At 47.8% G+C, this 24,691-nt stretch carries 16 protein-coding genes and 4 pseudogenes; 8 read left to right on the top strand and 12 right to left on the bottom strand.

Translation table 11 applies throughout. The features are described 5' to 3' along the window. Positions 1–11: 11 nt before the first annotated feature. A complete protein-coding gene (locus tag K0335_RS05220; RefSeq protein ID WP_000061760.1) occupies positions 12–203 on the bottom strand; it encodes a hypothetical protein in 192 nt (63 codons plus the stop codon). 39 nt (positions 204–242) lie between these two features. Then, the gene (locus K0335_RS05215) at positions 243–1,211 is read right to left on the bottom strand and encodes a hypothetical protein (protein ID WP_219393756.1); all 969 of its coding nucleotides are present in this window, start codon (positions 1,209–1,211) and stop codon (positions 243–245) included. 140 nt (positions 1,212–1,351) lie between these two features. On the opposite strand from K0335_RS05215, the gene hsdR reads away from it, so the two are divergent. From hsdR to symE, 4 genes are all read left to right on the top strand, one after another. After that, a complete protein-coding gene (gene hsdR / locus K0335_RS05210) occupies positions 1,352–3,784 on the top strand; it encodes an EcoAI/FtnUII family type I restriction enzme subunit R (protein WP_219393755.1) in 2,433 nt (810 codons plus the stop codon). Between the two features lie 66 nt (positions 3,785–3,850). Next, positions 3,851–5,320: a type I restriction-modification system subunit M gene (locus tag K0335_RS05205; RefSeq protein ID WP_001387312.1), complete on the top strand. Its 1,470-nt coding sequence runs from the start codon at positions 3,851–3,853 to the stop codon at positions 5,318–5,320. Continuing rightward, positions 5,320–7,077 carry a restriction endonuclease subunit S gene (locus K0335_RS05200; protein WP_104920085.1) on the top strand — a complete coding sequence of 586 codons (1,758 nt, stop codon included), beginning with the start codon at positions 5,320–5,322 and terminating at the stop codon, positions 7,075–7,077. The genes K0335_RS05205 and K0335_RS05200 overlap by 1 nt, the downstream gene beginning before the upstream one ends. Before the next feature lie 220 nt (positions 7,078–7,297). Continuing rightward, the gene (gene symE / locus K0335_RS05195; RefSeq protein ID WP_104920084.1) at positions 7,298–7,639 is read left to right on the top strand and encodes an endoribonuclease SymE; all 342 of its coding nucleotides are present in this window, start codon (positions 7,298–7,300) and stop codon (positions 7,637–7,639) included. Positions 7,640–7,685: 46 nt separating this feature from the next. On the opposite strand, the gene K0335_RS22430 is transcribed toward symE, so the two are convergent. The 3 genes and pseudogenes from K0335_RS22430 to K0335_RS05185 all read right to left on the bottom strand — a co-directional run bounded on the left by K0335_RS22430 (position 7,686) and on the right by K0335_RS05185 (position 10,040). Further along, positions 7,686–8,849, bottom strand: a complete 1,164-nt coding sequence (locus K0335_RS22430) for a DUF1524 domain-containing protein (protein ID WP_231825785.1) — start codon at positions 8,847–8,849, stop codon at positions 7,686–7,688. 47 nt (positions 8,850–8,896) lie between these two features. Next, positions 8,897–9,779, bottom strand: a pseudogene (locus K0335_RS22425) (DUF262 domain-containing protein). A 96-nt stretch (positions 9,780–9,875) separates the two neighbouring features. Further along, positions 9,876–10,040, bottom strand: coding sequence for a DUF1127 domain-containing protein (locus tag K0335_RS05185; protein WP_000394281.1), 165 nt, complete (start codon positions 10,038–10,040; stop codon positions 9,876–9,878). Between the two features lie 176 nt (positions 10,041–10,216). Between K0335_RS05185 and K0335_RS05180 the strand changes: the two genes are divergently transcribed. Continuing rightward, a complete protein-coding gene (locus K0335_RS05180) occupies positions 10,217–11,629 on the top strand; it encodes a PLP-dependent aminotransferase family protein (protein ID WP_219393753.1) in 1,413 nt (470 codons plus the stop codon). Between the two features lie 243 nt (positions 11,630–11,872). On the opposite strand, the pseudogene K0335_RS05175 reads toward K0335_RS05180, so the two are convergent. After that, positions 11,873–12,793: pseudogene (locus K0335_RS05175) on the bottom strand (Rpn family recombination-promoting nuclease/putative transposase). Positions 12,794–13,272: 479 nt separating this feature from the next. On the opposite strand from K0335_RS05175, the gene mdtM reads away from it, so the two are divergent. The 3 genes and pseudogenes from mdtM to K0335_RS05160 all read left to right on the top strand — a co-directional run. Beyond that, positions 13,273–14,505: a multidrug efflux MFS transporter MdtM gene (mdtM, locus tag K0335_RS05170; protein WP_104920081.1), complete on the top strand. Its 1,233-nt coding sequence runs from the start codon at positions 13,273–13,275 to the stop codon at positions 14,503–14,505. A 40-nt stretch (positions 14,506–14,545) separates the two neighbouring features. Further along, positions 14,546–15,826 carry a DUF445 domain-containing protein gene (locus K0335_RS05165; RefSeq protein ID WP_001037416.1) on the top strand — a complete coding sequence of 427 codons (1,281 nt, stop codon included), beginning with the start codon at positions 14,546–14,548 and terminating at the stop codon, positions 15,824–15,826. Positions 15,827–16,123: 297 nt separating this feature from the next. Then, positions 16,124–16,244 (top strand): annotated as a pseudogene (locus tag K0335_RS05160) (transposase); the annotation flags it as partial. A 72-nt stretch (positions 16,245–16,316) separates the two neighbouring features. Here K0335_RS05160 and K0335_RS05155 read toward each other — a convergent pair. The 6 genes and pseudogenes from K0335_RS05155 to zorB1 form a co-directional block, all read right to left on the bottom strand. Next, complete coding sequence (locus K0335_RS05155; RefSeq protein WP_104920099.1) at positions 16,317–17,306, bottom strand: restriction endonuclease; 990 nt, start codon at positions 17,304–17,306, stop codon at positions 16,317–16,319. Positions 17,307–17,433: 127 nt separating this feature from the next. Further along, positions 17,434–17,559, bottom strand: a pseudogene (locus K0335_RS22685) (hypothetical protein); the annotation flags it as partial. 9 nt (positions 17,560–17,568) lie between these two features. Beyond that, a protein-coding gene (locus K0335_RS05150; RefSeq protein ID WP_104920079.1) for an IS3 family transposase occupies positions 17,569–18,746 on the bottom strand; the annotation gives its coding sequence in 2 pieces (ribosomal slippage) (positions 17,569–18,497 and positions 18,497–18,746; 1,179 coding nt in all). 281 nt (positions 18,747–19,027) lie between these two features. Next, on the bottom strand, positions 19,028–22,270 hold the full coding sequence (gene zorD, locus K0335_RS05145; protein ID WP_000919799.1) for a type I Zorya anti-phage system protein ZorD: 3,243 nt from the start codon (positions 22,268–22,270) through the stop codon (positions 19,028–19,030). Then, positions 22,270–23,952, bottom strand: a complete 1,683-nt coding sequence (gene zorC / locus K0335_RS05140; RefSeq protein ID WP_000186584.1) for a type I Zorya anti-phage system protein ZorC — start codon at positions 23,950–23,952, stop codon at positions 22,270–22,272. The genes zorD and zorC overlap by 1 nt, the downstream gene beginning before the upstream one ends. After that, positions 23,949–24,689: a type I Zorya anti-phage system protein ZorB1 gene (zorB1, locus tag K0335_RS05135; protein WP_000467665.1), complete on the bottom strand. Its 741-nt coding sequence runs from the start codon at positions 24,687–24,689 to the stop codon at positions 23,949–23,951. Before zorB1 ends, zorC begins: the two co-directional genes overlap by 4 nt. Between the last annotated feature and the right edge of the window lie 2 nt (positions 24,690–24,691).

Here is a 24,691-nt window from a genome sequence, read left to right as displayed (position 1 = left end):
TCCGCTAAGTTTTATTGCGCGTGAATACCTGGATCTGGCAAAAAATTGCCGCGTGTGGCGTCAGACCATGCTTCGCTACCAGAAGCAGGAATGTCGCTGTAATCAATGTCTTCGTCGGATTTATTAACCAAAGCCATGAGTTCAGCTTCTTGCTGCACATCAAGTGTGTAGAGTGTGCCCCGTTTATGTTTAATCATGCTCATTTATGACCAGAACCTTTACGATTTAATTATAAAGATGACTTATTTCAGCCATCCAGGCACGTTATATTCTGAGACATTCTCAATGGAATATGCATCTCTCCTGTCAGAACCTTTCTTACATTTCAACTCATTGAACCCCCATTTACCCTCTCTATTGGAATAAAATACAGTATATTTATCGGTATTAAACCCGAAATATCTTTCATCCGGACGTGAAATATTCAACTCTCCACATTTAACCTGACTGCGCCATTCAAAATCTATGGTGCTTTTTAAAACGTAGTACGAAATATTCTCTACATTTTTTGAAGCAAAAACTACTAAAATAGTAGATACTATAAATGCTCCGGAAAGTATAAATAACCTATACACGCTTAATTTAGTCACCAGAGTTAAAAAAGCAAAATAGATAATAAGTTGCATCAACATGAAGAAAAGCAACAAAAAAGCCATCCCTTTCCAGAAATACTCAACCCATGGTGATAGTGTGATATTTAGATTACTCAAACTTAAAAATAAACTGGAAGAAAAACTACTTGAGAATAAATATATAATTGGTATGACAGCTATAGTCATAGACCTAATAATCATTAATTTTTTATTATTTTTAAATTCCAACTCTAATATAATAAAAACACCTCCCAGAAAAACAAATACTGAAAAAGCACTAAAAACGTATACAGAGGCACTGACTGGAAAAATATTAATTGAAAGCACAAAAAACAAAAATATAAACCATGCAATAAGTGAACACCAGGCAGCACAACTATTCAACCTGTTTTTATTACTGAACTTAACAAAATACTCCATATATTCTGTAATGCGATTTTCTTCCACTAATGCATAAAGAAGAATACCAACAAAGCACAGAGATAAAATAATATCTTTCCACAGATATTTATAAGGGAGAAGTATAAAACCAAGGAGTAGATAAATTAGCAGAATGACATCTAATGCCTTAGTACAAAAATATTGTTTCACTCCTTGCAAGAACCGAACATTCTCCATATGAATCCTTATCCAGCTATTGATGAAACTCAAGAATACCTTTAAAACAGTGACTTAACGCTGATAATACTCTTTGAACAGATGAATTCATCTATTTTTCTGTGTAGAATTTGCGCATCGCATTTAGATGAGAACACCCCATGGCGGAACTGAACCTAAGTAACCTGACGGAAGCAGACATCATTACCAAATGCGTTATGCCAGCCATTCTCAATACAGGCTGGGACAACACAACGCAAATCAGACAGGAGGTCAAACTCCGGGACGGTAAAGTCATCGTACGTGGTAAAGTTGCGGCACGCAGAACGGTAAAATCTGCTGACATCGTGCTGTATCACAAACCAGGCATTCCCTTAGCCGTGATTGAAGCAAAAGCCAACAAACATGAAATTGGCAAAGGGATGCAACAGGGCATTGAATATGCGCGCCTGCTGGACGTTCCTTTTGTTTTTGCCACCAACGGTGATGGCTTTATCTTCCGCGATGCCACCGCAGCCGAAGGTGAATGCCTTGAAAAGCAAATAACGCTGGATGACTTCCCTTCCCCCGCTGAACTCTGGCAAAAATTCTGCCTCTGGAAAGGATACACACAAGCTCAGCTTCCGGTTATTACTCAGGACTATTACGACGATGGCAGCGGTAAATCGCCACGTTATTACCAGCTTCAGGCAATCAACAAAACCATTGAAGCCGTCTCCAACGGGCAAAACCGCGTTCTGCTGGTCATGGCGACCGGAACAGGGAAAACCTATACCGCATTCCAGATCATCTGGCGCCTGTGGAAATCAAAAAATAAAAAACGCATTTTGTTCCTTGCCGATCGCAACATTCTGGTCGACCAAACCAAAAATAATGATTTCCAGCCATTTGGTACGGCAATGACCAAAGTCAGCGGACGCACCATTGATCCCGCTTATGAAATTCACCTCGCGCTCTATCAGGCTATAACTGGTCCGGAGGAAGACCAAAAAGCGTTTAAACAAGTCGCACCAGATTTCTTCGATCTGATCGTGATCGACGAATGCCACCGCGGCAGCGCATCCGAAGACAGCGCCTGGCGAGAGCTCCTTGATTATTTCAGTTCCGCCACCCAAATTGGCTTAACCGCCACGCCAAAAGAGACGCATGAAGTCTCCAGCACGGATTACTTCGGCGATCCGGTTTACGTCTACTCGCTAAAAGAAGGGATCGAAGACGGCTTCCTCGCCCCTTATAAAGTTGTCCGTGTTGATATTGATGTTGATCTGCAAGGCTGGCGCCCAACCAAAGGGCAAACTGACTTAAACGGCGAAGTGATCGACGATCGTATCTATAACCAGAAAGATTTCGATCGCACGATGGTAATCGACGAACGCACAGAACTGGTTGCCAGAACCATTACCGACTACCTCAAGCGCACCAATCCGATGGATAAAACCATCGTCTTCTGTAACGACATCGATCATGCAGAACGTATGCGCCGCGCCCTGGTTAATCTCAACCCGGAGCAGGTGAAAAAGAACGACAAATACGTCATGAAAATCACCGGCGATGATGAAATTGGCAAAGCTCAGTTGGATAACTTCATCAACCCGAAAAAACCGTACCCGGTTATCGCGACCACTTCAGAGCTGATGACCACCGGTGTGGATGCTAAAACCTGCAAACTGGTAGTACTGGACCAGAACATCCAGTCGATGACCAAATTCAAGCAAATTATCGGTCGTGGTACACGCATCGACGAACGTTACGGCAAACTCTGGTTTACCATCCTCGACTTTAAAAAAGCCACCGAACTGTTTGCCGATGAGCGTTTCGATGGCATTCCCGAAAAAGTCATGGATACCACACCAGAGGATATCGCCGATCCAGAATCTGATTTTGAAGAGAAACTCGAAGAAATCAGCGAACATGACGACGAACAGGTAACAGGCGTTGATGAACCGCCTGCGCCACCATACCAGGTTACCGATACCGATGATGTCGGCCCACTTCCGGAAGAAGAAGAGAAGAAAATCCGCAAGTTTCACGTCAACGGTGTAGCGGTGGGCGTTATTGCGCAGCGTGTTCAGTATTACGATGCCGACGGTAAACTGGTTACCGAATCCTTTAAAGATTACACCCGCAAAACACTGCTCAAAGAATATGCCTCGCTGGATGACTTTACCCGCAAGTGGCAGGACGCCGATCGCAAAGAAGCGATCATTCACGAGCTGGAGCAACAGGGGATCATCTGGGAAGTACTGGCAGAAGAAGTCGGTAAAGATCTCGACCCGTTCGACATGCTTTGCCACGTAGTGTATTGTCAGCCGCCGTTAACCCGCAAAGAGCGTGCCGAGAACGTGCGCAAGCGGAACTACTTCACAAAATACTCTGAAGCAGCGCAAACCGTGCTCGATAATCTGCTGGATAAATACGCCGATGCGGGCGTACAGGAGATCGAAAGTATTCAGGTGCTGAAACTTAAACCATTCGACAGCATGGGCACCTTACCGGAGATTATTAAAACCGGATTTGGCGACCGTAACGGGTATAATCAGGCGCTCAGCGAGCTGGAAAACGAAATCTACCAATTACCGCCCCGCTCTGCTTAACAACTCTCTTTTGCGCCTTCTGCAACCATCATGTTGCAGAAGGCCTTGTTTTTCATGGAATACAACATGTCTATCAGTTCAGTAATCAAATCATTACAAGATATTATGCGCAAAGATGCCGGTGTGGATGGCGATGCGCAGCGTCTCGGTCAGCTCTCCTGGCTGCTGTTTTTGAAAATCTTCGATGCCCAGGAAGAGGCGCTGGAACTGGAGCAGGATAACTATCAATATCCGATCCCACAGCGTTATTTATGGCGCAGTTGGGCCGCAAACGCTCAGGGCATTACCGGTGATTCCCTGCTGGAATTCGTTAATGATGATCTGTTCCCGGCGTTGAAAAACCTCACTGCACCTATCGATAAAAACCCACGCGGCTACGTGGTGAAGCAGGCGTTCAGCGATGCCTATAACTATATGAAAAACGGTACGCTACTGCGCCAGGTGATCAACAAGCTGAACGAAATTGACTTTACCAGCGCCAGCGAACGCCATCTGTTTGGTGATATTTACGAACAGATCCTTAAAGATCTGCAATCTGCGGGCAATGCTGGCGAATTCTATACTCCACGCGCCGTCACTCGCTTTATGGTGGATCGCGTTGATCCGAAACTCGGCGAATCCATTATGGACCCGGCCTGCGGTACGGGCGGTTTTCTTGCCTGCGCATTTGATCATGTAAAGAACAAATACGTGAAGAGCGTCGCCGATCATCAGACACTGCAACAACAGATCCACGGTGTTGAGAAAAAACAGCTTCCGCACCTGCTGGCGACCACCAATATGCTGCTGCACGGCATTGAAGTACCGGTACAAATTCGTCACGACAACACCCTGAACAAACCGCTTTCCTCCTGGGATGAACAACTGGATGTCATTGTTACCAACCCGCCGTTTGGTGGCACGGAAGAAGACGGTATTGAGAAGAACTTTCCGGCAGAGATGCAAACCCGCGAAACGGCGGATCTGTTCCTGCAACTGATTGTGGAAGTACTGGCGAAAAACGGTCGTGCGGCGGTGGTATTGCCGGATGGCACACTATTTGGCGAAGGCGTTAAAACCAAAATCAAAAAGCTACTTACCGAAGAGTGCAACCTGCATACCATCGTGCGCTTACCGAATGGGGTGTTTAACCCCTATACCGGCATTAAAACCAACCTGTTGTTCTTTACCAAAGGTCAGCCAACCAAAGAGATTTGGTTCTATGAGCATCCGTATCCGGCGGGCGTGAAAAACTACAGCAAAACCAAGCCGATGAAGTTTGAAGAGTTTCAGGCGGAGATTGACTGGTGGGGTAACGAGGCCGATGGTTTTGCCAGCCGCGTCGAGAATGAGCAGGCATGGAAAGTCAGCATTGATGACGTGATTGCGCGTAACTTCAATCTGGATATTAAAAACCCACATCAGGCGGAAACCGTTAGCCATGATCCGGACGAACTGTTAGCGCAGTATGCAAAACAGCAGGCGGAGATCCAGACGCTGCGTAATCAACTGCGCGATATTCTTGGCGCTGCGCTGTCTGGCAAGGAGGTTAACTAATGAGTGTGGAAAAGCTGATCGTTGATCATATGGAAACCTGGACCTCGGCGTTGCAAACCCGTTCCACCGCCGGGCGCGGCAGTTCCGGAAAAATTGATTTATATGGCATTAAGAAATTACGTGAGCTGATTCTGGAACTGGCTGTGCGCGGTAAACTGGTGCCGCAAGACCCGAACGATGAACCGGCGTCGGAGCTGCTGAAGCGTATTGCGGCGGAAAAAGCGGAGCTGGTGAAACAGGGGAAAATTAAAAAGCAAAAACCACTGCCAGAAATTAGCGAGGAAGAGAAGCCATTTGAATTGCCAGAGGGATGGGAGTGGACAACGCTAACTAGAATTGCGGAAATAAATCCTAAAATTGATGTCAGTGATGATGAACAAGAAATATCATTTATTCCAATGCCACTCATATCTACTAGATTTGATGGCTCGCATGAATTTGAAATAAAAAAATGGAAAGATGTTAAAAAAGGTTATACACACTTTGCTAATGGTGATATCGCTATTGCAAAAATAACACCTTGCTTTGAAAATAGTAAAGCAGCTATTTTTTCTGGCTTAAAAAATGGCATTGGTGTTGGAACAACCGAATTACATGTTGCACGCCCTTTTAGCGATATAATTAATCGAAAATATCTTCTTTTAAACTTTAAATCACCTAATTTTCTTAAGTCTGGTGAATCACAAATGACTGGTTCTGCTGGTCAGAAACGTGTTCCAAGGCTTTTTTTTGAAAATAATCCTATTCCCTTCCCTCCATTGCAAGAACAAGAGCGCATTATTATTAGGTTTACTCAGTTAATGTCCCTCTGCGACCAACTGGAACAACAATCCCTGACCAGTCTGGACGCACATCAGCAACTGGTTGAAACCCTGTTGGAAACGCTTACAGACAGCCAAAACGCCGAGGAACTGGCTGAAAACTGGGCGCGTATTAGCGAGCATTTCGACACACTATTTACCACCGAAGCTAGCGTGGATGCGTTAAAACAGACCATTCTGCAACTTGCCGTAATGGGTAAACTTGTGCCGCAGGATCCGAGTGACGAACCTGCCTCTGAACTGCTCAACCGAATTGCGCAGGAAAAGGCTCAACTGGTGAAAGACGGGAAAATAAAAAAACAAAAACCGTTGCCGCCGATTAGCGATGAGGAAAAACCGTTTGAACTTCCGGAAGGGTGGGAGTGGAGTTACCTATCAGATATTGGCATACTTGCTAGAGGAAGATCTAAACATAGACCTCGTAACGATCCCACTCTTTATGCTGATGGCACAATCCCATTAGTACAAACAGGTGATGTTGCAAGATCTAATGGATGTATAAATACATATTCCGCGCTATATAATCAACTAGGATTAAGTCAGAGTAAATTATGGAATAAAGGTACTCTTTGTATTACGATTGCTGCAAATATTGCAGACTCTGGTATTTTAAACTTTGATGCTTGTTTTCCCGATAGTGTAGTTGGCTTTACTCCATATGAAAATGAAATACCTGTTCTTTATTTTCATTATTTCATGATGACAATAAAATCCACTCTGGAAAAATTCGCCCCATCAACTGCGCAAAAAAACATCAACATTGATATATTAAGTCAATTGTTTTTCCCATGTCCACCATTAGAAGAATTCCATCGTATTGTTGATAAAGTTCAAAACTTATTATCAGTTTGCGATGTTCTAAAAGCCTACATTCAATCCGCCCAGCAAACCCAACTGCACCTTGCAGACGCACTCACTGACGCGGCGATAAACTAATTTTCTCGCCTTCAAAAAACCAATAAAGCGGCTAAATAGCCGCTTTATTCACATCACCAAAATTTATATTTCACGCTAATTTTCATCTTATTTTTATTAATTTTTAGCTGGACTTTCCCCATATTTACTGATGATATATCCAGGTATTTAGCGCGGTGCGGATGTGCGCCAACACACCAGCACCGCTCATCACAATCACTATTTTCAAGGAATAGCAGTTATGACTGACACGCATTCTATTGCACAACCGTTCGAAGCAGAAGTCTCCCCGGCAAATAACCGTCAATTAACCGTGAGTTATGCGAGTCGCTACCCGGATTACAGCCGTATTCCCGCCATCACCCTGAAAGGTCAGTGGCTGGAAGCCGCCGGTTTTGCCACCGGCACGGCGGTAGATGTCAAAGTGATGGAAGGCTGTATTGTCCTCACCGCCCAACCACCCGCCGCCGCCGAGAGCGAACTGATGCAGTCGCTGCGCCAGGTGTGCAAACTGTCGGCGCGTAAACAAAAGCAGGTGCAGGAGTTTATTGGGGTAATTGCGGGTAAACAGAAAGTCACCTGATACATTGACCCGGTAGCGCCAGTACTACCGGGCATTTTTCGCCGCGTTATACCAAGGCGCTCTCCATCTGTTTTTCAAATGCCTGACGAATTAATCCCATAATGTAAGGAAGTTGTGCGAGGTCACTGAAACCAATTTCCACATCGCCATTGCCCCATCGCCCAACATTTGTCACATCTTTGGCAATACCTTTCGGATCGACCAGTTCATGAAACTGCATATTAAGCGACAATCGCAGTCGGCTTTTTTGCGGCACAACATCAACAAAATTCGTTTCCGCTTTAAACGCAATATAGAGCTTCAATACTTCCTGCGTGATCCCTGCGTCCAGGCGCATAACTTCATCGCTAAGATGATCGAATAACACCCGGCTATGCGAACCATCAGCAAGAAAAGGATAATCACTCAGGCTGTAACTGGTTTTGTTCTCCGGTTGCCCCCGATAAACAGCTAAAACCTCTTCAGGAAGAGAAGGCGCTTGCCAGACCTGAACCGCGAGATCGGCCAGACGATCGGCTCGGGCGTGAATAGCGGCTTCATCCCATTTTTCGCACTGTCCAAGACCGATATTCAAATAGAGCGGGCTATGTTTAAAGCCATCTTCAATATCGCGTTTTTCCGCGAAAGGTCTGTCACTGTAGCGGGAGTTATAGCGCGTTAATGTGAGATTCCCCAACGTATGCAACAGTTCTTTATGAATGCGTTGCCAGTCACTTCCCAGCTCTTCACGCCATTTAGCCGACAAATTTTCGTTCTGCGGCATAATGTGCTCAATCGTAAACTCTTCCACGCGCTCTCTGCGTTTATCGTTTTCCAGTCGTCGTAACCAGTAACTGCGGCTGCGGAAGTTATAGAGATCGCGAACTTTTAATTCCCGTTTAAATTCATCATCGTTGGGGAAACGACGATATGAAGGCAGGTTCGTAAAATGTACCTGAATACTTTCCAGATATTTTTCTTTATTAATGACCTTATAAAAAGTAGCAAACGTCTTGTTAAGAGAATTTGTCGGAATCGTACACACTGCACGGCGGAAAACATAAGATTCAATTAAACGAATTATGCTCAGGAAATCTTCGTGAGACAAATCGTCATTTTTATAGTCATGATAAAGCGCCAGTAAGAAAGGATACGCCACATCAACCTTTAACTCGCGCAAATCCTGAAAAGCCGTAGCAAGCGATTTGTCACTTTCTTTTCCCAATGCCATTGCACAGTAATACTCCGCGTAGATATGAATATCTTCAACCAGCCGATCTACGCCTTTTTCAGCAACACGCTGGCTGCGGGCATGGAGTTTAAATGCCTCATAGACTTCATCTGTCCGAGGGATCTCCCCCGTTTTTACCGTCAGATAATGACGCATAAAACTGTCAAAATATTCGCTGTAACCTTGCTGACCAAAGGCGACTTCCATGGGTCGCCAGTGATCTTCATACAACCGGGTTTGATGCTCTGGTTCGAGGCCCATCAGAATAAAATTGCGCACCAGATCGGCCTGACTTAACGCCTTACCGGTGGAGTTCATACTTTCAAAAATCAGTTGCGGATTATCCTGACCACGATTAAGCGCCACATCGACAATTAATAACTTTGCTAACCCACGACATAAGGGAATCAAGTCATCCCCGAGTTTGGCAATTTGTTCATCAAAGAAAGTAAAGTTTTCCATTATTCGATGGGAATAGTTTTCTGGCATTGGTCTTTGTTTTATTAACGCCAGCAAACTGTCTTTATCAGTCTCGGTCAGCAGTAATTTAAATCCTTTCTCGCCGGACTCATAAGGATTGAGTAAATAATAATTACGCAATTTCATTGCTGAAAAGCCATCAAACACTTCGTCTTCACCAAGATGGCGCGATAAAGCTTCAATCAGCAACATTGCGGTCGTCAGCCGCTGTTGACCATCAATGACCAGCAACGGAGAAATACCAGAAACCTGATACAACCCCTGCTCAATATAAACAACCGAACCGATAAAATGCGCTGATATATCGTCACGCTTTCCGGCACGAATGATGTCGTCCCAAAGTTGCCGACATTGTTGCCCGGTCCATGAATAAGTCCGTTGATAAATGGGAATAACAAACTGCTGCGAACGTTTTAAAAAATCGAGTAGGCGGGCTTCTGTAGCTTTCATTCTGACGTCTTTCCGTGAAGCGATGATTTCGCAATAATAACCACTTCCTTGTGGAGGTTATAGAGAAATCCTGTTTATCCGCGACGAACTGCCCCCTCACTCCACATCCTCCCTGCGTAACCCGATATCCCTCAACCGCTCATCACTCATCTGCTGTAACACGCGTCGGGTCTGCATTTGCCGCCGCCAACGCCTCACCGCCTGCCAGAGTTGCACCAGGCCGATAAACGGCGCTTTAGCTCTGTTTTCGTGAAATTCCATCTACTGCCTCCTCATCTTTCAGAGGCTTCATCATCCGTTTTCTGGCAGTTCACAATACAGATGCAAATATTACTTTTATTTAACATACAGACAGGTTAAAACAGCATCTGCATCCGGTTTTTTAGCCTCATCTGTACCGGTTTTTCTCTCTGTATGGTCCACATAAGGAATACAGCATGACGCGTTATCAACATCTGGCGACTCTGCTTGCCGGGCGGATTGAGCAAGGGCTGTATCGTCACGGGGAGAAATTGCCGTCGGTGCGCAGTTTGAGTCAGGAGCACGGCGTCAGCATCAGCACCGTGCAGCAGGCATATCAGACGCTGGAGACAATGAAGCTCATCACTCCGCAGCCGCGTTCGGGTTATTTTGTCGCACAACGCAAAGCCCAGCCGCCAGTGCCGCCGATGACGCGTCCGGTGCAGCGCCCGGTGGAAATTACCCAGTGGGATCAGGTGCTGGATATGCTGGAAGCGCATAGCGACAGTTCCATTGTTCCGTTAAGCAAAAGCACGCCGGATGTCGAAGCGCCCAGCCTGAAACCGCTCTGGCGGGAGCTAAGCCGGGTGGTGCAGCATAATCTGCAAACCGTTCTCGGTTATGACTTGTTAGCCGGCCAGCGGGTATTGCGCGAGCAGATTGCCCGCCTGATGCTCGACAGCGGCTCGGTAGTCACCGCCGATGACATCATTATCACCAGCGGCTGCCATAACTCGATGTCGCTGGCGTTAATGGCGGTGTGTAAACCGGGCGATATTGTCGCGGTCGAATCCCCCTGTTATTACGGTTCGATGCAGATGCTGCGCGGCATGGGCGTGAAAGTGATTGAAATCCCAACCGATCCAGAAACTGGCATCAGCGTTGAAGCGCTGGAACTGGCGCTGGAACAGTGGCCGATTAAAGGCATCATTCTGGTGCCAAACTGTAATAATCCGCTGGGATTTATTATGCCGGACGCGCGCAAACGGGCCGTTCTCTCTCTCGCTCAGCGTCATGATATTATGATTTTTGAAGATGATGTCTATGGCGAACTGGCAACGGAGTATCCGCGCCCGCGGACCATTCATTCCTGGGATATCGACGGGCGAGTGCTGTTGTGCAGCTCGTTCAGTAAAAGTATTGCACCAGGCCTGCGCGTGGGCTGGGTCGCACCGGGGCGTTATCACGATAAACTGATGCATATGAAATACGCCATCAGCAGCTTTAATGTGCCGTCCACGCAAATGGCGGCGGCAACGTTTGTGCTGGAAGGTCATTATCATCGCCATATCCGGCGGATGCGGCAGAATTATCAGCGCAATTTGGCGCTTTATACCTGCTGGATACGGGAATATTTTCCCTGCGAAATCTGTATTACGCGCCCGAAAGGCGGATTTTTACTGTGGATAGAATTGCCTGAAAAGGTCGATATGGTCTGCGTCGCGCGACAGCTGTACCGCATGAAAATCCAGGTAGCGGCAGGCTCGATTTTCTCGGCTTCCGGCAAATACCGTAATTGTCTGCGCATCAACTGCGCTTTACCGCTCAGCGAAACCTATCGCGAAGCACTGAAGCAAATTGGCGGGGCCGTGTATCGGGCAATGGAATGAATTCGAAATAGTGGCGAAGCGCCTGATTTCCTCTCATGAATAACCTGTGACTCGTTTTATCTTTGCAGGGTCATCGTCACGTTCCAGCCTGAATTAAGCAAAGTACGCTTTGTTCATGCCGGATGCCATGTGAACGCCTTACCAGGTCTACAAAAATCTTTAAAGTTCAATATATTTAATGGGTTATGTAGACCTGATAAGCATAGCGCATCAGGCTGCTTTGCGTTTGTCATCCGTCTCTGATTAGCTCTTGAGCCATGAATAGCGCTCACGCTCAGGCAAGGGCTGCCTTAATGCCTGCATTTGCTCTGCCGAAAGTCCGGTAATCTTTTGTATCCATTCAGGATCCGCCCCATTCTGCAACAACAATCGAAGAATGCGCTGCTCCCCTTTTATATATCCATCATTATGAATTCGCTCTGCAATCGTCATTATTCGCTCCCTGTGTTGTGGCATTCGACGGGTAAGTTCACTGATAAACTCATTAAAACGCGCTTCATCGCCAGTCAGTAAAATGTAATTTAACAGCGCAGTTATCTGGCTGTCATTAGCGCACCCTGTAACCAGTAATACTGCCAGTTGATCAATAAGCCCCATCAGATCGCGCTGGCGAATATGCTTTTGGATCAACTCCAACAGGGCGACTCTGCGATGCTGCACAATCTCATCGTCCGGCACGACAGTGACATCCACCAGCGGGAACGCGGCGGTATAAAGCTTCCGTGCGGTAGTCGGGTCGGCAAATTCGTCCAGCCAGCACAAAGACCAGGGATAAGGACTACGGCTACCGTGATAAAACAGCATCGGAATGACCAGCGGTAGCGGTCGGCGTTTATCATGCTCTATATGGCGCTGCATCACCGCCATGGAATAGCGCATCAGCCGAAAAGCCATGTGAATATCCTCACGGCTCTGATGTTCAATCACCACATAGATATAGCCATCTCCTTTACGGGTCTTTACCGACCACAGAATATCGGAATGTAGCGCCCGTAATTTTTCATCGACAAAGCTGGCGGATTCCAGTTTTAAGCTATCGAGATCGCATAGTTCACGTTAATCTTTAGGTAAGTGAATCTCCATAAAATCCCGCGCAGTGTCAGGGTGCGTGAGAAAGGTTTTAAATAATGCATCATGCGGCGTGCTGGTCGTGAAGTTTGTCATGGCGATCTGTCACCTGTAGATAAGATGGCCTGACTTTAGCGACTAACAAAACCACTCTCACCCGGCAATTTCCCATTCCCCGAGGCGCTTTCCAGCGCTATTTTTATTCTTCTGCAAACGATACATTTTTCCGGAAACAGGCTCGTGTTTTTACATGTCCTGTACCCGGCAGATATTCCCCTTTCCACCGCGCTCTTTTGATTAACCGCAAATTTTAATTACACTTAAGGTGTATATTTTCTATGCAACCCATCAATTCAAGAGGTGTAATGTGCTGATGACTATTTGTAATCGTTATACATTCTGACCCGAAGTCAGAAAGTATTTCTCTGTCTGTGTGTTCACAGGCAGTGTGGTTGATTACATGAAATTCAGTACATTTGCAGTCTCGTTGCCCTTCTCACCTGCCTTTCGTCATTACCGACGGTATTGAATTTCGTTTTCCCCGTTGGGGTTCTCCGGACAAGGAGTTGTTTGTTATGCCACGTTTTTTTGCCCGCCATGCCGCCACGCTGTTTTTCCCGATGGCGTTAATTTTGTATGACTTTGCCGCGTACCTGTCGACGGATCTAATCCAGCCAGGGATTATTAATGTGGTACGTGATTTTAATGCCGATGTCAGTCTGGCCCCTGCTGCCGTCAGTCTCTATCTCGCTGGCGGTATGGCGTTACAGTGGCTATTGGGGCCACTTTCCGACAGAATTGGCCGCAGGCCAGTGCTGATTACCGGGGCGCTTATTTTTACCCTTGCCTGCGCCGCGACAATGTTCACAACGTCTATGACACAGTTTCTTATCGCGCGTGCAATTCAGGGCACCAGTATCTGTTTTATTGCCACCGTTGGTTATGTCACGGTGCAGGAGGCGTTCGGGCAGACAAAAGGGATCAAGTTGATGGCGATTATCACCTCCATCGTACTGATTGCGCCAATTATCGGCCCGCTTTCCGGCGCAGCTCTTATGCACTTTATGCACTGGAAAGTCCTTTTTGCCATCATTGCGGTTATGGGTTTTATCTCATTTGTCGGCTTGCTGCTGGCGATGCCAGAGACGGTGAAGCGCGGCGCGGTTCCGTTCAGCGCAATTAGCGTACTGCGTGATTTTCGTAACGTTTTTTGCAACCGGCTGTTCCTCTTTGGCGCGGCAACCATCGCCCTCAGCTATATCCCAATGATGAGCTGGGTGGCTGTCTCGCCGGTGATCCTGATCGATTCGGGCGGCTTAACAACTACGCAGTTCGCCTGGACACAGGTACCGGTATTCGGCGCGGTGATTGTCGCAAATGCCATCGTGGCGCGTTTTGTTAAAGATCCGACCGAACCGCGGTTTATCTGGCGTGCAGTGCCCATTCAACTGGCCGGCCTCGCACTGTTGATTGTCGGCAATTTGCTGTCGCCACACGTCTGGCTGTGGTCGGTGCTCGGCACCAGCCTGTACGCTTTTGGTATTGGTTTGATTTTCCCGTCGCTATACCGCTTTACGCTCTTTTCGAACAACCTGCCGAAGGGCACCGTGTCGGCATCGCTGAATATCGTGGTTCTGACAGTGATGTCTGTCTCGGTCGAAATCGGCCGCTGGCTGTGGTTCAACGGCGGTCGCTTGCCGTTTCATCTGTTAGCCGTTGTGGCGGGCGTTATCGTCGTTTTCACCCTGGCGGGATTGCTCAATCGTGTGCGCCAACATCAGGCTGCCGAGCTGGTGGAGGAGCGGTGATTTTTGCGCGATCCTGCCGTCAGGCTCTATTCTTAACGTTATGAATAAACTCATCGAACTCAGACGCGCCAAAAGGTTGGCGCTCTCTTTACTGCTTATCGCCGCTGCTACCTTTGTCGTTACGCTGTTTTTGCCGCCCAATTTTTGGGTGAGCGGCGTGAAGGCGATTGCTGAAGCGGCGATGGTCGGCGCGCTGGCTGACTGGTTTGCGGTGGTGGCGCTATTTCGCCGCGTGCCGATTCCGATTATTTCTCGTCATACGGCGATTATCCCGCGTAATAAAGACAGGATTGGTGAAAATCTCGGCCAGTTCGTGCAGGAAAAATTTCTCGATACCCAGTCGCTGGTGGCATTGATTCGGCGTCATGAACCAGCGTTATTGATCGGTAACTGGTTTAGTCAGCCGGAAAACGCCCGCCGCGTTGGTCAGCATCTGTTGCAGATCATGAGCGGTTTTCTTGAACTGACCGATGATGCGCGCATTCAGCGCCTGCTTAAGCGCGCAGTCCATCGGGCGATTGATAAGGTCGATCTCTCCGGCACCAGTGCGTTGATGCTGGAGAGTATGACCAAAAACGATCGCCATCAGGTGCTGCTGGATACGCTGATCGCACAGTTGATCGCCCTGCTTCAGCGCGATAAATCGCGCAAGTTTATCGCCCAGCAAATTGTTCGCTGGCTGGAGAGCGAGCATCCGCTAAAAGCCAAAATTTTGCCCACTGAATGGCTGGGCGAACATAGCGCGGAGTTAGTTTCTGACGCGGTGAATTCTTTGCTTGATGATATTAGTCGCGATCGTGCGCATCAGATCCGCCATGCGTTTGATCGCGCCACCTTCGCCCTGATCGACAAGCTGAAAAACGATCCGGAAATGGCAGCGCGAGCCGATGCCGTAAAAAGCTATCTGAAAGAAGATGAAGCTTTTAACCGCTATCTAAGTGAATTGTGGGGGGATTTACGGGAATGGCTGAAAGCGGATATCAACAGCGAAGATTCTCGTGTGAAAGAACGTATCGCGCGGGCGGGGCAATGGTTTGGCGAAACGTTAATTGCCGATGATGCCTTGCGGGCGTCGTTAAATGGTCATCTGGAACAAGCCGCGCACCGTGTCGCGCCTGAGTTTTCCGCATTCCTGACGCGCCACATCAGCGATACGGTAAAAAGCTGGGATGCGCGGGATATGTCGCGGCAAATCGAGTTAAATATCGGCAAAGATCTACAGTTTATCCGTGTTAACGGTACGCTGGTTGGCGGTTGTATTGGGCTAATTTTATATTTGCTGTCGCAGCTCCCGGCCTTGTTTCCCCTCGGCAATTTTTAGAAGTCTATGAAAAACTAAAGTCTATTATCAAATAGCATTTCGGTCACACTGCTAAAGCAAAAATAATATTTCGTTATGTATGTTGGACGAAGAATAAACTCTATTATTGATTTGATGAGCCAACACGCTACTCTTCTTACCAGTGATATTAATCTGACCAGGGATGTTGCTTGCGATATGCTTGACCATTTTGGCACCAGACGCAAGAAATCAATAAGCGTCGTACAAGTTCCTCATCATGGTTCCAGAGACTATTGGTCACCAGAAAATGCCAGCTATATTTGTCCAGTGTGTCACCGGGTGCCGGTGGACAACAACCGGTGTGAGCAGATGATGCGCCCGGTAGCGCAGGGCCGGAGGTCATGGCTGTTCGCGGGTTCGGGGCGGAGAGCGGATGGTGGAACTACTGACCGCGCTTGGGGTCGTGAATCACCAGGCTCCTGCTGTAGTTACAGCAACGCCTGTCTATACAAAAACAGGCGTCGAAAACTTAGGCTGGCAAATAAGTTTTCTTAAGTGGAACCAACAGCTTAGTCTCTATATCCACTTGCTCATAGTTTTCCACTAACGCGCGTACCAAATCATCCAGCGTCCATAGCGTCAACGGGATTGTAGAACGATCGGCCTCATAACGCGCATCCTTGCTGAATCCGCCGGTACTAACATACAGCCCGCGATCGTCTTTATGGCGGCCACCGATAAAGCTACGGATTTGCTGGCTGCTCATCTGTTCCCGCCGGTGCTTCACCTCAACAATAATGCGCGGATTTTCAAACCCAAACCCGTCAGGGGAAGCAATGATATCTTTCCCACGGTCAGCACCCGCAGGCGATACCTGAGTTTTATATCCCATGCTACGTAATACGCCAGCGACCAGATTCTGCATCTCATCCCAGTCGAGACGGTTGATACGATCCTTGATGCCTTCAAAAGCAATCATTTCCATGTCGCGCAGAGGATTAGAAACGACCTCATCCTCTTCACCTGAAACAGGTACTTCCGGCACGACATCTGAGACAGGCTTTTTGCCCTGCACTAATTCATTCACGGCAAAATCAGGCACCTGAAAAACTGTCAGCGTTGAGCCAAGGGTGTTTCTGGTTGCATCACTCAGACTATCGCGCTTAATCTCTTCCGTATTCCACTTCACTTTACGGGCGATGCCCATGCCATCTTCAAGCCACTCGGCATGAAACTCAAAATCTGAGGCAATTTTCCCTATTAAATAGGTCCGATTAGAAGGTGAATAAGTGATAGCCCAATCGCCTTTCTGCATTTCATTCACAAAGCGCCAAACCTGAGAAGCACCAGAGCGAACTGTGCCTGGCTTAGTCTGTGGCTCAAGCTCCTGATACCGGATAAACAACTGCTCTCTTGAGAATCCAGGTTTCACATAGGGAGCGAGCTGCGACCAGCCAATTGCAACAACCTGTTTGTCTCTGAAGTCGTCGTACAATTTTCCGCCATCACCGCGGATCATCCACATCTTAGTCGCCACAATAATTCCTTCTGAAAATGCCTCATCGTTATACCGGGACGTGATCATTCCATTCAGCCATCTTATCCAGGGAAAAACACCGATAAAATGGCTAATCAAAATGCCTGTTCTAAACCTGACGCCTCTCAAGACTATTATAAATAGCCTCAATCTCACCTTTCAGGTTATCACCAGAGTAAACCATTGATGTATCGTATCGTTCATATCGCGCTTCCCGTGTCGCACTAAACCAGTTGTGTAGTGGTCAACAAAAACTGGCCACCGCGTTAGAGTTTTTCCCGTATCGATTTTCCGATTCGTTTGGGGGTAACCCACCGTTATATTCATGCGGTCTTAGTGCGCTGTAATATCCAACGATATAGTCCGTTATGGCGTGAGCTGCCTCGCTGAAGCTTACGTACCCCACCACCGGTACCCATTCGTTCTTCAGACTCCTGAAGAAGCGTTCCATTGGGCTGTTATCCCAGCAGTTTCCGCGCCGGCTCATACTCTGCCTGATCTGGTATCGCCACAGTAACTGCCGAAACTGCCGAAACTGCCTGCTCGTATAATGACTGCCCTGATCGCTGTGGAACATCACCCCGCCGGGCTTACCACGAGTTTCCCATGCCATTTCCAGCGCTTTCATGGTGAGCCTGCTGTCCGGCGAGAACGACATGGCCCAGCCCACTGGTTTTCTTGCGAACAGGTCGAGAACAACGGCGAGGTACGCCCAGCGCTTACCCGTCCAGATATAGGTCACATCACCGCACCACACCTGATTTGGCTCGGTCACGGCGAACTGCCGTTCAAGGTAGTTAGGGATAGCAACATGTTCATGACCACCACGTTTATACCGGTGAGTCGGCTGCTGACAGCTGACCAGCCCCAGCTCTTTCATGAGCCTGCCAGCAAGCCAGCGTCCCATCTGGTAGCCTCTCCGGGTTGCCATTGTGGCGATGCTTCTTGCTCCGGCCGAACCGTGGCTGATGCCATGTAGCTCAAGTACCTGACTGCGTAATACAGCCCGTCTGCCGTCGGGTTTTTCAGGCCGCTTTTTCCAGTATCTGTAGCTGCTGCGATGAACCCCGAACACATGGCAGAGTGTGACCACCGGATAATGCGCTCTGAGTTTCCCGATTATCGAGAACTGTTCAGGGAGTCTGACATCAAGAGCGCGGTAGCCTTTTTTAATATTTCATTCTCCATTTCAATGCGTTGTATCTTTTTCCTCAGCTCACGTATTTCGATTTGTTCTGGTGTCATCGGAGAGGCTTTTGGTGTGTTGCCCTGACGCTCATCACGCAGTTGTTTGACCCATCTTGTCATTGTGGAAAGGCCGACATTCATAGCTTTGGCGGCATCTGCCACTGTGTAGTTCTGGTCAACAACCAGTTGAGCGGATTCGCGTTTAAACTCTGCGCTGAAATTTCTTTTTTTCATTGGATCACCTGTGTTGTTCTGAGGTGAGCATATCACCTCTGTTCAGGTGGCCAAATTCAGTAAACCACTTCACTGACTGGCAACTGATTCATCGGCCACGAACAGAGATGGACAGGAAGCGGGTGAGCCACTGTTGCTACAGAGAGCGCTCTGTATCAGCAGGAATACGCAGATTGTAAGCGCCATATTCTTGGATAGCCGCTATTGGCACCAACCTATTGCCACTAGTGATAAAATAATATTGATTACTTAGTTGAAAATCCTAGTGGCAAATTAAACAACTAAGCACCTTTCAATATGACCTCAAAATCAACACTACTCAAATCAGGAGTTGCACATAGCATATCCTTGGCCAATGCACGTCGACGCTGCAGAAGGTCATCCAGTGTTTCTTCAAATGTGGTGATTTCAGAGTCCCTCACCGTCGGGTAATAAACATATACGTCTTTAGTTTGCCCAATTCGGTACGCCCGGTCCGTAGCCTGATCTTCTTTGGCTGGATTCCAGCAGCGAGTGAAATGAATAACATGATTGGCTTTCTGGACGTTAACGCCGAACCCGACAGCAACCGTAGAGAGAATAATCACTCCAAACCCAGGCTGAGCCTGAAAATCATCGATCAGGCGTTGGCGGCTGTTTTGGCTATGACTTTTGGTGCTGGTATCACCATTGATAATGACAGGACGGAAACCAAACTTTTGGTGGATCGCATGTTGAAGCTCGCGCTGTAAATCTCGAAGCTCCGTAAAAATAATGACCTTATCTTTCGTGGTATGTTTTATTTCTGCGAGTATTTTCAGCAGCCAGTTAAGCTTGGGTGAGTTATCACGAAAACGTGGCTCTGGATTAACTACCGCAGGGTGTGCGCAGATGAGTTTCAGTCGGTGTAACAAACCTAACATACCGGTTCCGGCCTGCTGCATCCCTTCACTCAGTGCTTGCTGTTGTTGCCAATTTGCAACAGACGAAAGGTAGAGCTGTTTTTGCACGCCAGACAACGTCAATTGCTTGCAGCTTTCCACTTCAATTTTCTGAGGTAAATCACGTGCAACCTCTTCTTTGGTTCGGCGTAAAGTCTGAGGCTCTATCAGCGCCCGCAGGCTTTCCAGCCGTTCCGTATCGCGGCTATCTTCGTTCTCGATGGGGCGAACATAGTGTTTACCAAATTCATTTAGTGCCCCTAACAATCCTGGCTGGGCAAAATCAAATAAGCTCCACAGGTCGACAAGTGTGTTTTCGACTGGCGTTCCTGTGCATGCCACTTTAAACCTGGCTTGTACCGCGTTGGCCGCATGTGTGATTAACGCAGCTGGGTTTTTTATTTTTTGTGCCTCGTCGCACACCATAATGGACCACGGCTGGCGTGCCAGAGAAAACTCCTGGTCGCGAAGCGTTTCGTAGGTCGTCAGGATGATTTTCGCCTCACCTTGCCAGCCAGGTTTAAGCAGGTTTTTGATCCCCTGAGATTGCAGATGGGCAGGGATAGCCTGTTTGGGATATTTCACCGCTTTAATGGTCTCGCCATACAATTTCAATACCGGTATTCCTGCGGTATAGAAGAAATTGTCCAGTTCACGTTCCCAGTTATCTAAAAGAGAGACAGGAGCAACAATGAGACTTGGCGGTTCTTGCGGGAATTTTTCAATGAACCATACCAGGAAGCTCAGAATTTGCAGTGTTTTTCCAAGCCCCATATCATCCGCCAGAAGGCAACCTGCGGTTTCCTCAGGTGAACGAAGGAATAGTTGCTGGAGCCAGGCCACGCCTTCACGTTGATGGTCTTTGAGTCGGATATGCTCTTTAAGGCTTAGAGGAATTTCAGGCTCGGCATGACGCGCATTGAGGAGTGAATTGCGGCGCTGTTTGATGTAGGCCGTTTCTTCAATGTTCTGCTCAATTTTGAGTACGGCTCGGGCCGTTTTATCTGCAACGTTGCCTTGAGATTCATTTGCAGTGCTTTGCTGTTTTTCCCAGTTCTTACTGAAGGTTTTAGCAGCATCCAACGGTAATTGGCTGTCATTCCATGGTGCGGTGATATGCGTTTCACCTACAGCTTCTGCCTGAGTAATTCTCTCCTGCAGTTCATCGAAATGGTGAAGATTTTCAGGTTGCCAGCCAGTCAGTGTTTCGACTGAAAATGCGGAGAAATCGATGTCATCAGGAAGCCAGTTTTCACTCTGCGCTTTGGTTAGCCAGGGAGAGGAGATTTTTTCAAATTCACCAATGCCAATCACCCGATCGCCATACTTCGCAATATCCAGCACATCGCTAAATTCTTTCCCTTCAATTTCTTGCTGCCAGCGGGTTAGCAGTGCCTGGCAATCGTGCCACTGCTGTTCAGTGAACTGACTTAATTCCAGCTCGTAACCTTGCCATGAACCGGCAGGCATCTGTGCAGCGACGCTGATACCGAGTTGCTGTATGAATTTTTCAAGCTCCCAGGGCGCTGAGAACACAAAAGTGATTTCTGGCTGGGGAACAGGTGAAACAGGTTCAAGTACCAGCGTAACTTCTGCGATCTTATTCTCAGCATTCAGTTGCGGTATCAACCTGAAATGATGAAAGAAAATCCTGGCATCAAACAACGCCTGTTCATGTTCTTCGGGGGCAATAACACTGGCGGCATCTTCGCCCAAAAATGTATAGGGATTGCGAACAAAGGAAAGTGCTTCACTTCCGGCCACTCGACGGCCAGGGATCGAGTGTATTGAATTCAGGACTTCTTTCACTTCAGGAGGAATGATGACGTGGCTGAGCTCGCCATTCTCTCCAGGGATGCGGTAGCTATCGTGAACCTGCGAATTCTTGTCAAAACTACCCAGCCAGTTAGCTGGCTGGTCCTCGAAATGGGGTTCTATTTCGATAACCGCAGTATCGGCAACCGTTGCTTTACGCAGACGTAGAGACAATGAAGTTGGTTTGACGACATGCGTTTTTTCTAAATAATCATCAAATTTTGCAGCGGCTTGTTTCGCACATTTGCGAATAGCGGCCCATCCCAGCTGGTTAGTGGTTTCGCCAGGGGACTGATTTTGCTGCGCACTGAGTTGTTCTGTTGCCTGTAAGAGTGCCCAGTTTTCCTGCGATAACAGGTGCTGCTTATTTTCATGGGTTAAAATGGCACCGGTACGACTGAAACGGATCGGCTTGCGGGCTGGAAGCGTAACCCATTCAGCAATCCAGACGCGAAAATCACGGTCACTTAATGCGCCACGTGAACTCAGGCTTGCGCGTAAAGGCAGTACCTCAGGTACACCGATAAGAGGCAGGCTGCTGGCATGCTCCTCATCCTCCAGCAGGCGATACAATGCGTCCCAACTCAACAACCACCGGTCTGTCAGTGATATCAGATAATCTTCTTCAGCCAGTTGCTCAAGCCAGGATGCAAGCGCCCAAAGCTGCGAATCATCGACCAGCGATAGCGGAAAGCTGAGTCCGTTTTCCTCAACCTGATACTGATTCATTAGGTGGTGTTCTATCTGCTGGCGGTTACCCGTCAGTCTACTTAACAGACGTTTCAGCATTATTTGATCCAGTAACGATGCGGTTCTTTAGCCACGGGCGCAAAGCCTAGTCGTAACAACTCTCTTTCTATGGTGTCGTCAGGAGTATTGAGTTGTACGGACAGTACGCCACCTTTTTGTCGATTATCGCTGACGATACATGAACTACCTTCAACCAGATGCTGTATAGCCGTATCACGCAACGGGTTGATGATTTTAATGTCGGACATAGAGGCGGGAGAGGACGCTTTTTTATCGACAAACTTGACGGGTTCTTCCGCCATCCACCGAATGCCCAACTTGCGTAGCTCATCGTCGTATTTCAACATCCACCCTGTGAGTCGAACCCTGTTATAACCTTCGGCTCGGGGGATATGTGGAAGTCGGAGAACATTACGGAATTTATCTTTTAAATGAATATTAATATCTAATGATCCTGACTCAGGATTGAACGGTGCCTGGCCAACCCGATAGGCATACATCGCATTTCCTGTCCCAGAAAACTCAACAAACAGATAATCGTTAATCTGCATAATCATGGCGTTATCTAAGCTGCGTCCACCTAGTAAGTAACTCAATCGTCCCTTATTCTCCTCGCGAAATTTCACAAAGTCGCTACCTCGGTCTTGCCACGCATCAGTCCCCATGACAATACGAGTAAATCCCATCTGGTTGGCGAAACGCAGCCAGTAGTACAATCGTGCCTGATCAACATCGCCATTACCGCGCAGCAATTCAAAGAAATGCATCAGATCTTGTTTTGCCAGCCAGCCCCGGACCATTGCAGCCACCGGCTCAGAGACATACTGATGCCATTTATTCTGCTGGCTTTTCAGTTGCGGATTATCCCAGTATTCCAGCGCGGCCTGCTTCAAAGCTGAATGAGCCTGATCGCGATATATAGAATGGTAATAGCGAGTCAGGATCGCAGTTATGATGTCATCACGGAAACGTACCCACTGCGCAGCCAGACCTAACAACCAGCTAATTTTGTCCAGAAACTGCGGATCGTCGAGTGTGTCCAGTTGCGCTAAAAGCACCGTGAAAATACGTTTCCACAACCAACTGCTATCAGGGATTTGTGCGATTTTTTCTAATGATGAGAGTGAATTGCTCTCACCCGCAAGTAACTGTCTGGAGATCACGCCTCCCGCCTGCGGGGTAAAAATATCGTGATAAAACTCAATGGTTTTCATCCACGATTTTTCTCGTCGTATAGCTGCTTTCACCACCAGGTAACCCTGCGCGATATGTCCACGCAGTACGCACCAGTGTGGGTTTGTCTCGGGTGATGGGTTCTGGTAAGCAAAATAGCTTGAACAGAGTGCCGCCCAGTCCTTGCGTTTCAACTCCTTAGATTCAAGCCGCTTTTTGATGGCATTGTCTACCTCAGGGAAAAATACATCATCCTCCAGCAATATTGGCCGATCAGGATATGACGGATCATTATCGGCGAGGCCATAAAACACCATCCGCCACTCTCGTTCCGTGAGTTCTTCTGCAAGGCGAAGGCGACGAAGAGCTGCCAGTCGCATTTTTTGTGGCGGTAAAGGGATTTTTTCTGCCTTATCAAACCGCTTTTCCATGTCGAGAGCAGCTGAGGCCAGCGCGTGGAAATCATTATGTAGATAATGGTCATCCCGTTGGCTGGAAGAGAGCCTCGCTGCAATGCGTTGAGAAAGAGAATTCAGGGCAGGCGTCATAGGGGCATTACCAACTGGCAAACTTCTTTATTGACGACGGGGGGGAAATCCACTTCATCGGCCTTATCACGTTTATCTTTAAGCCCGAAGAACTGCATGCGCAACTCGACCCGGCGGCTGGCTTCCTTGCTTTCCTTAGCATTATTGAAGGAGACGCCACCCGCGAGGAAAAGTTTACGGATTTGGAGCTGCTGTTCTGCGGAGATATTTTTTTGCAGAGGGCTGCGGCTATCGAGCAGACTACACATTACCCATTCAGAGCGTTGCAGGGAGAGATGTAGGTTGTATAAGTACGAACCGTCGGTGTCGGTAAACCCTTCAATGACAATTTGCTTAAACCACTTTTTACCTTCTTCACTGTTGGACGCTTCCAGCACAAGAGGAACCACATCCTGCAACGCTTTTTGCCCCTCAGCGTTCAGGAAAAATTGGTTGTGATCGAAACGCCCGGCTTCGCCAAAGCTGATACGGTTATCGTGGCAATCCACCACGATGGTTTTGTTCACGTTGCGGGCATGCAGTTCCAGGCGCTCACACAATCTGGATATATCCTGTCCCCTTGTTTTTTCACCTTGCTCCGCACGTTGAATACGCTGTGTAACGGAACTCAGCGACGCAACCATAACGACCAGAAATAACACCATCATGGCAGTCATCAAATCGGCATAGGAAATCCAGAAAGGTTTCTCTGCTTCATCGCCGCGGCGTTTTTTAACACCAAATGCGTTTCCAAACATCA

The sequence above is a fragment of the Escherichia sp. GZ89 genome (genome assembly GCF_019366485.1).
Classification (GTDB): domain Bacteria; phylum Pseudomonadota; class Gammaproteobacteria; order Enterobacterales; family Enterobacteriaceae; genus Escherichia; species Escherichia fergusonii.
The sequence above is the reverse complement of the archived record's forward strand: the minus strand, read 5'-3'. Positions and strand labels throughout refer to the sequence as shown.

Coding starts and splice junctions, on each gene's coding strand:
- K0335_RS05220 (WP_000061760.1), bottom strand. CDS start 203: ATGAGCATGATTAAACATAAACGGGGCACACTCTACACACTTGATGTG.
- K0335_RS05215 (WP_219393756.1), bottom strand. CDS start 1,211: ATGGAGAATGTTCGGTTCTTGCAAGGAGTGAAACAATATTTTTGTACT.
- hsdR (WP_219393755.1), top strand. CDS start 1,352: ATGGCGGAACTGAACCTAAGTAACCTGACGGAAGCAGACATCATTACC.
- K0335_RS05205 (WP_001387312.1), top strand. CDS start 3,851: ATGTCTATCAGTTCAGTAATCAAATCATTACAAGATATTATGCGCAAA.
- K0335_RS05200 (WP_104920085.1), top strand. CDS start 5,320: ATGAGTGTGGAAAAGCTGATCGTTGATCATATGGAAACCTGGACCTCG.
- symE (WP_104920084.1), top strand. CDS start 7,298: ATGACTGACACGCATTCTATTGCACAACCGTTCGAAGCAGAAGTCTCC.
- K0335_RS22430 (WP_231825785.1), bottom strand. CDS start 8,849: ATGGCATTGGGAAAAGAAAGTGACAAATCGCTTGCTACGGCTTTTCAG.
- K0335_RS05185 (WP_000394281.1), bottom strand. CDS start 10,040: ATGGAATTTCACGAAAACAGAGCTAAAGCGCCGTTTATCGGCCTGGTG.
- K0335_RS05180 (WP_219393753.1), top strand. CDS start 10,217: ATGACGCGTTATCAACATCTGGCGACTCTGCTTGCCGGGCGGATTGAG.
- mdtM (WP_104920081.1), top strand. CDS start 13,273: ATGCCACGTTTTTTTGCCCGCCATGCCGCCACGCTGTTTTTCCCGATG.
- K0335_RS05165 (WP_001037416.1), top strand. CDS start 14,546: ATGAATAAACTCATCGAACTCAGACGCGCCAAAAGGTTGGCGCTCTCT.
- K0335_RS05155 (WP_104920099.1), bottom strand. CDS start 17,306: ATGATCCGCGGTGATGGCGGAAAATTGTACGACGACTTCAGAGACAAA.
- zorD (WP_000919799.1), bottom strand. CDS start 22,270: ATGCTGAAACGTCTGTTAAGTAGACTGACGGGTAACCGCCAGCAGATA.
- zorC (WP_000186584.1), bottom strand. CDS start 23,952: ATGACGCCTGCCCTGAATTCTCTTTCTCAACGCATTGCAGCGAGGCTC.
- zorB1 (WP_000467665.1), bottom strand. CDS start 24,689: ATGTTTGGAAACGCATTTGGTGTTAAAAAACGCCGCGGCGATGAAGCA.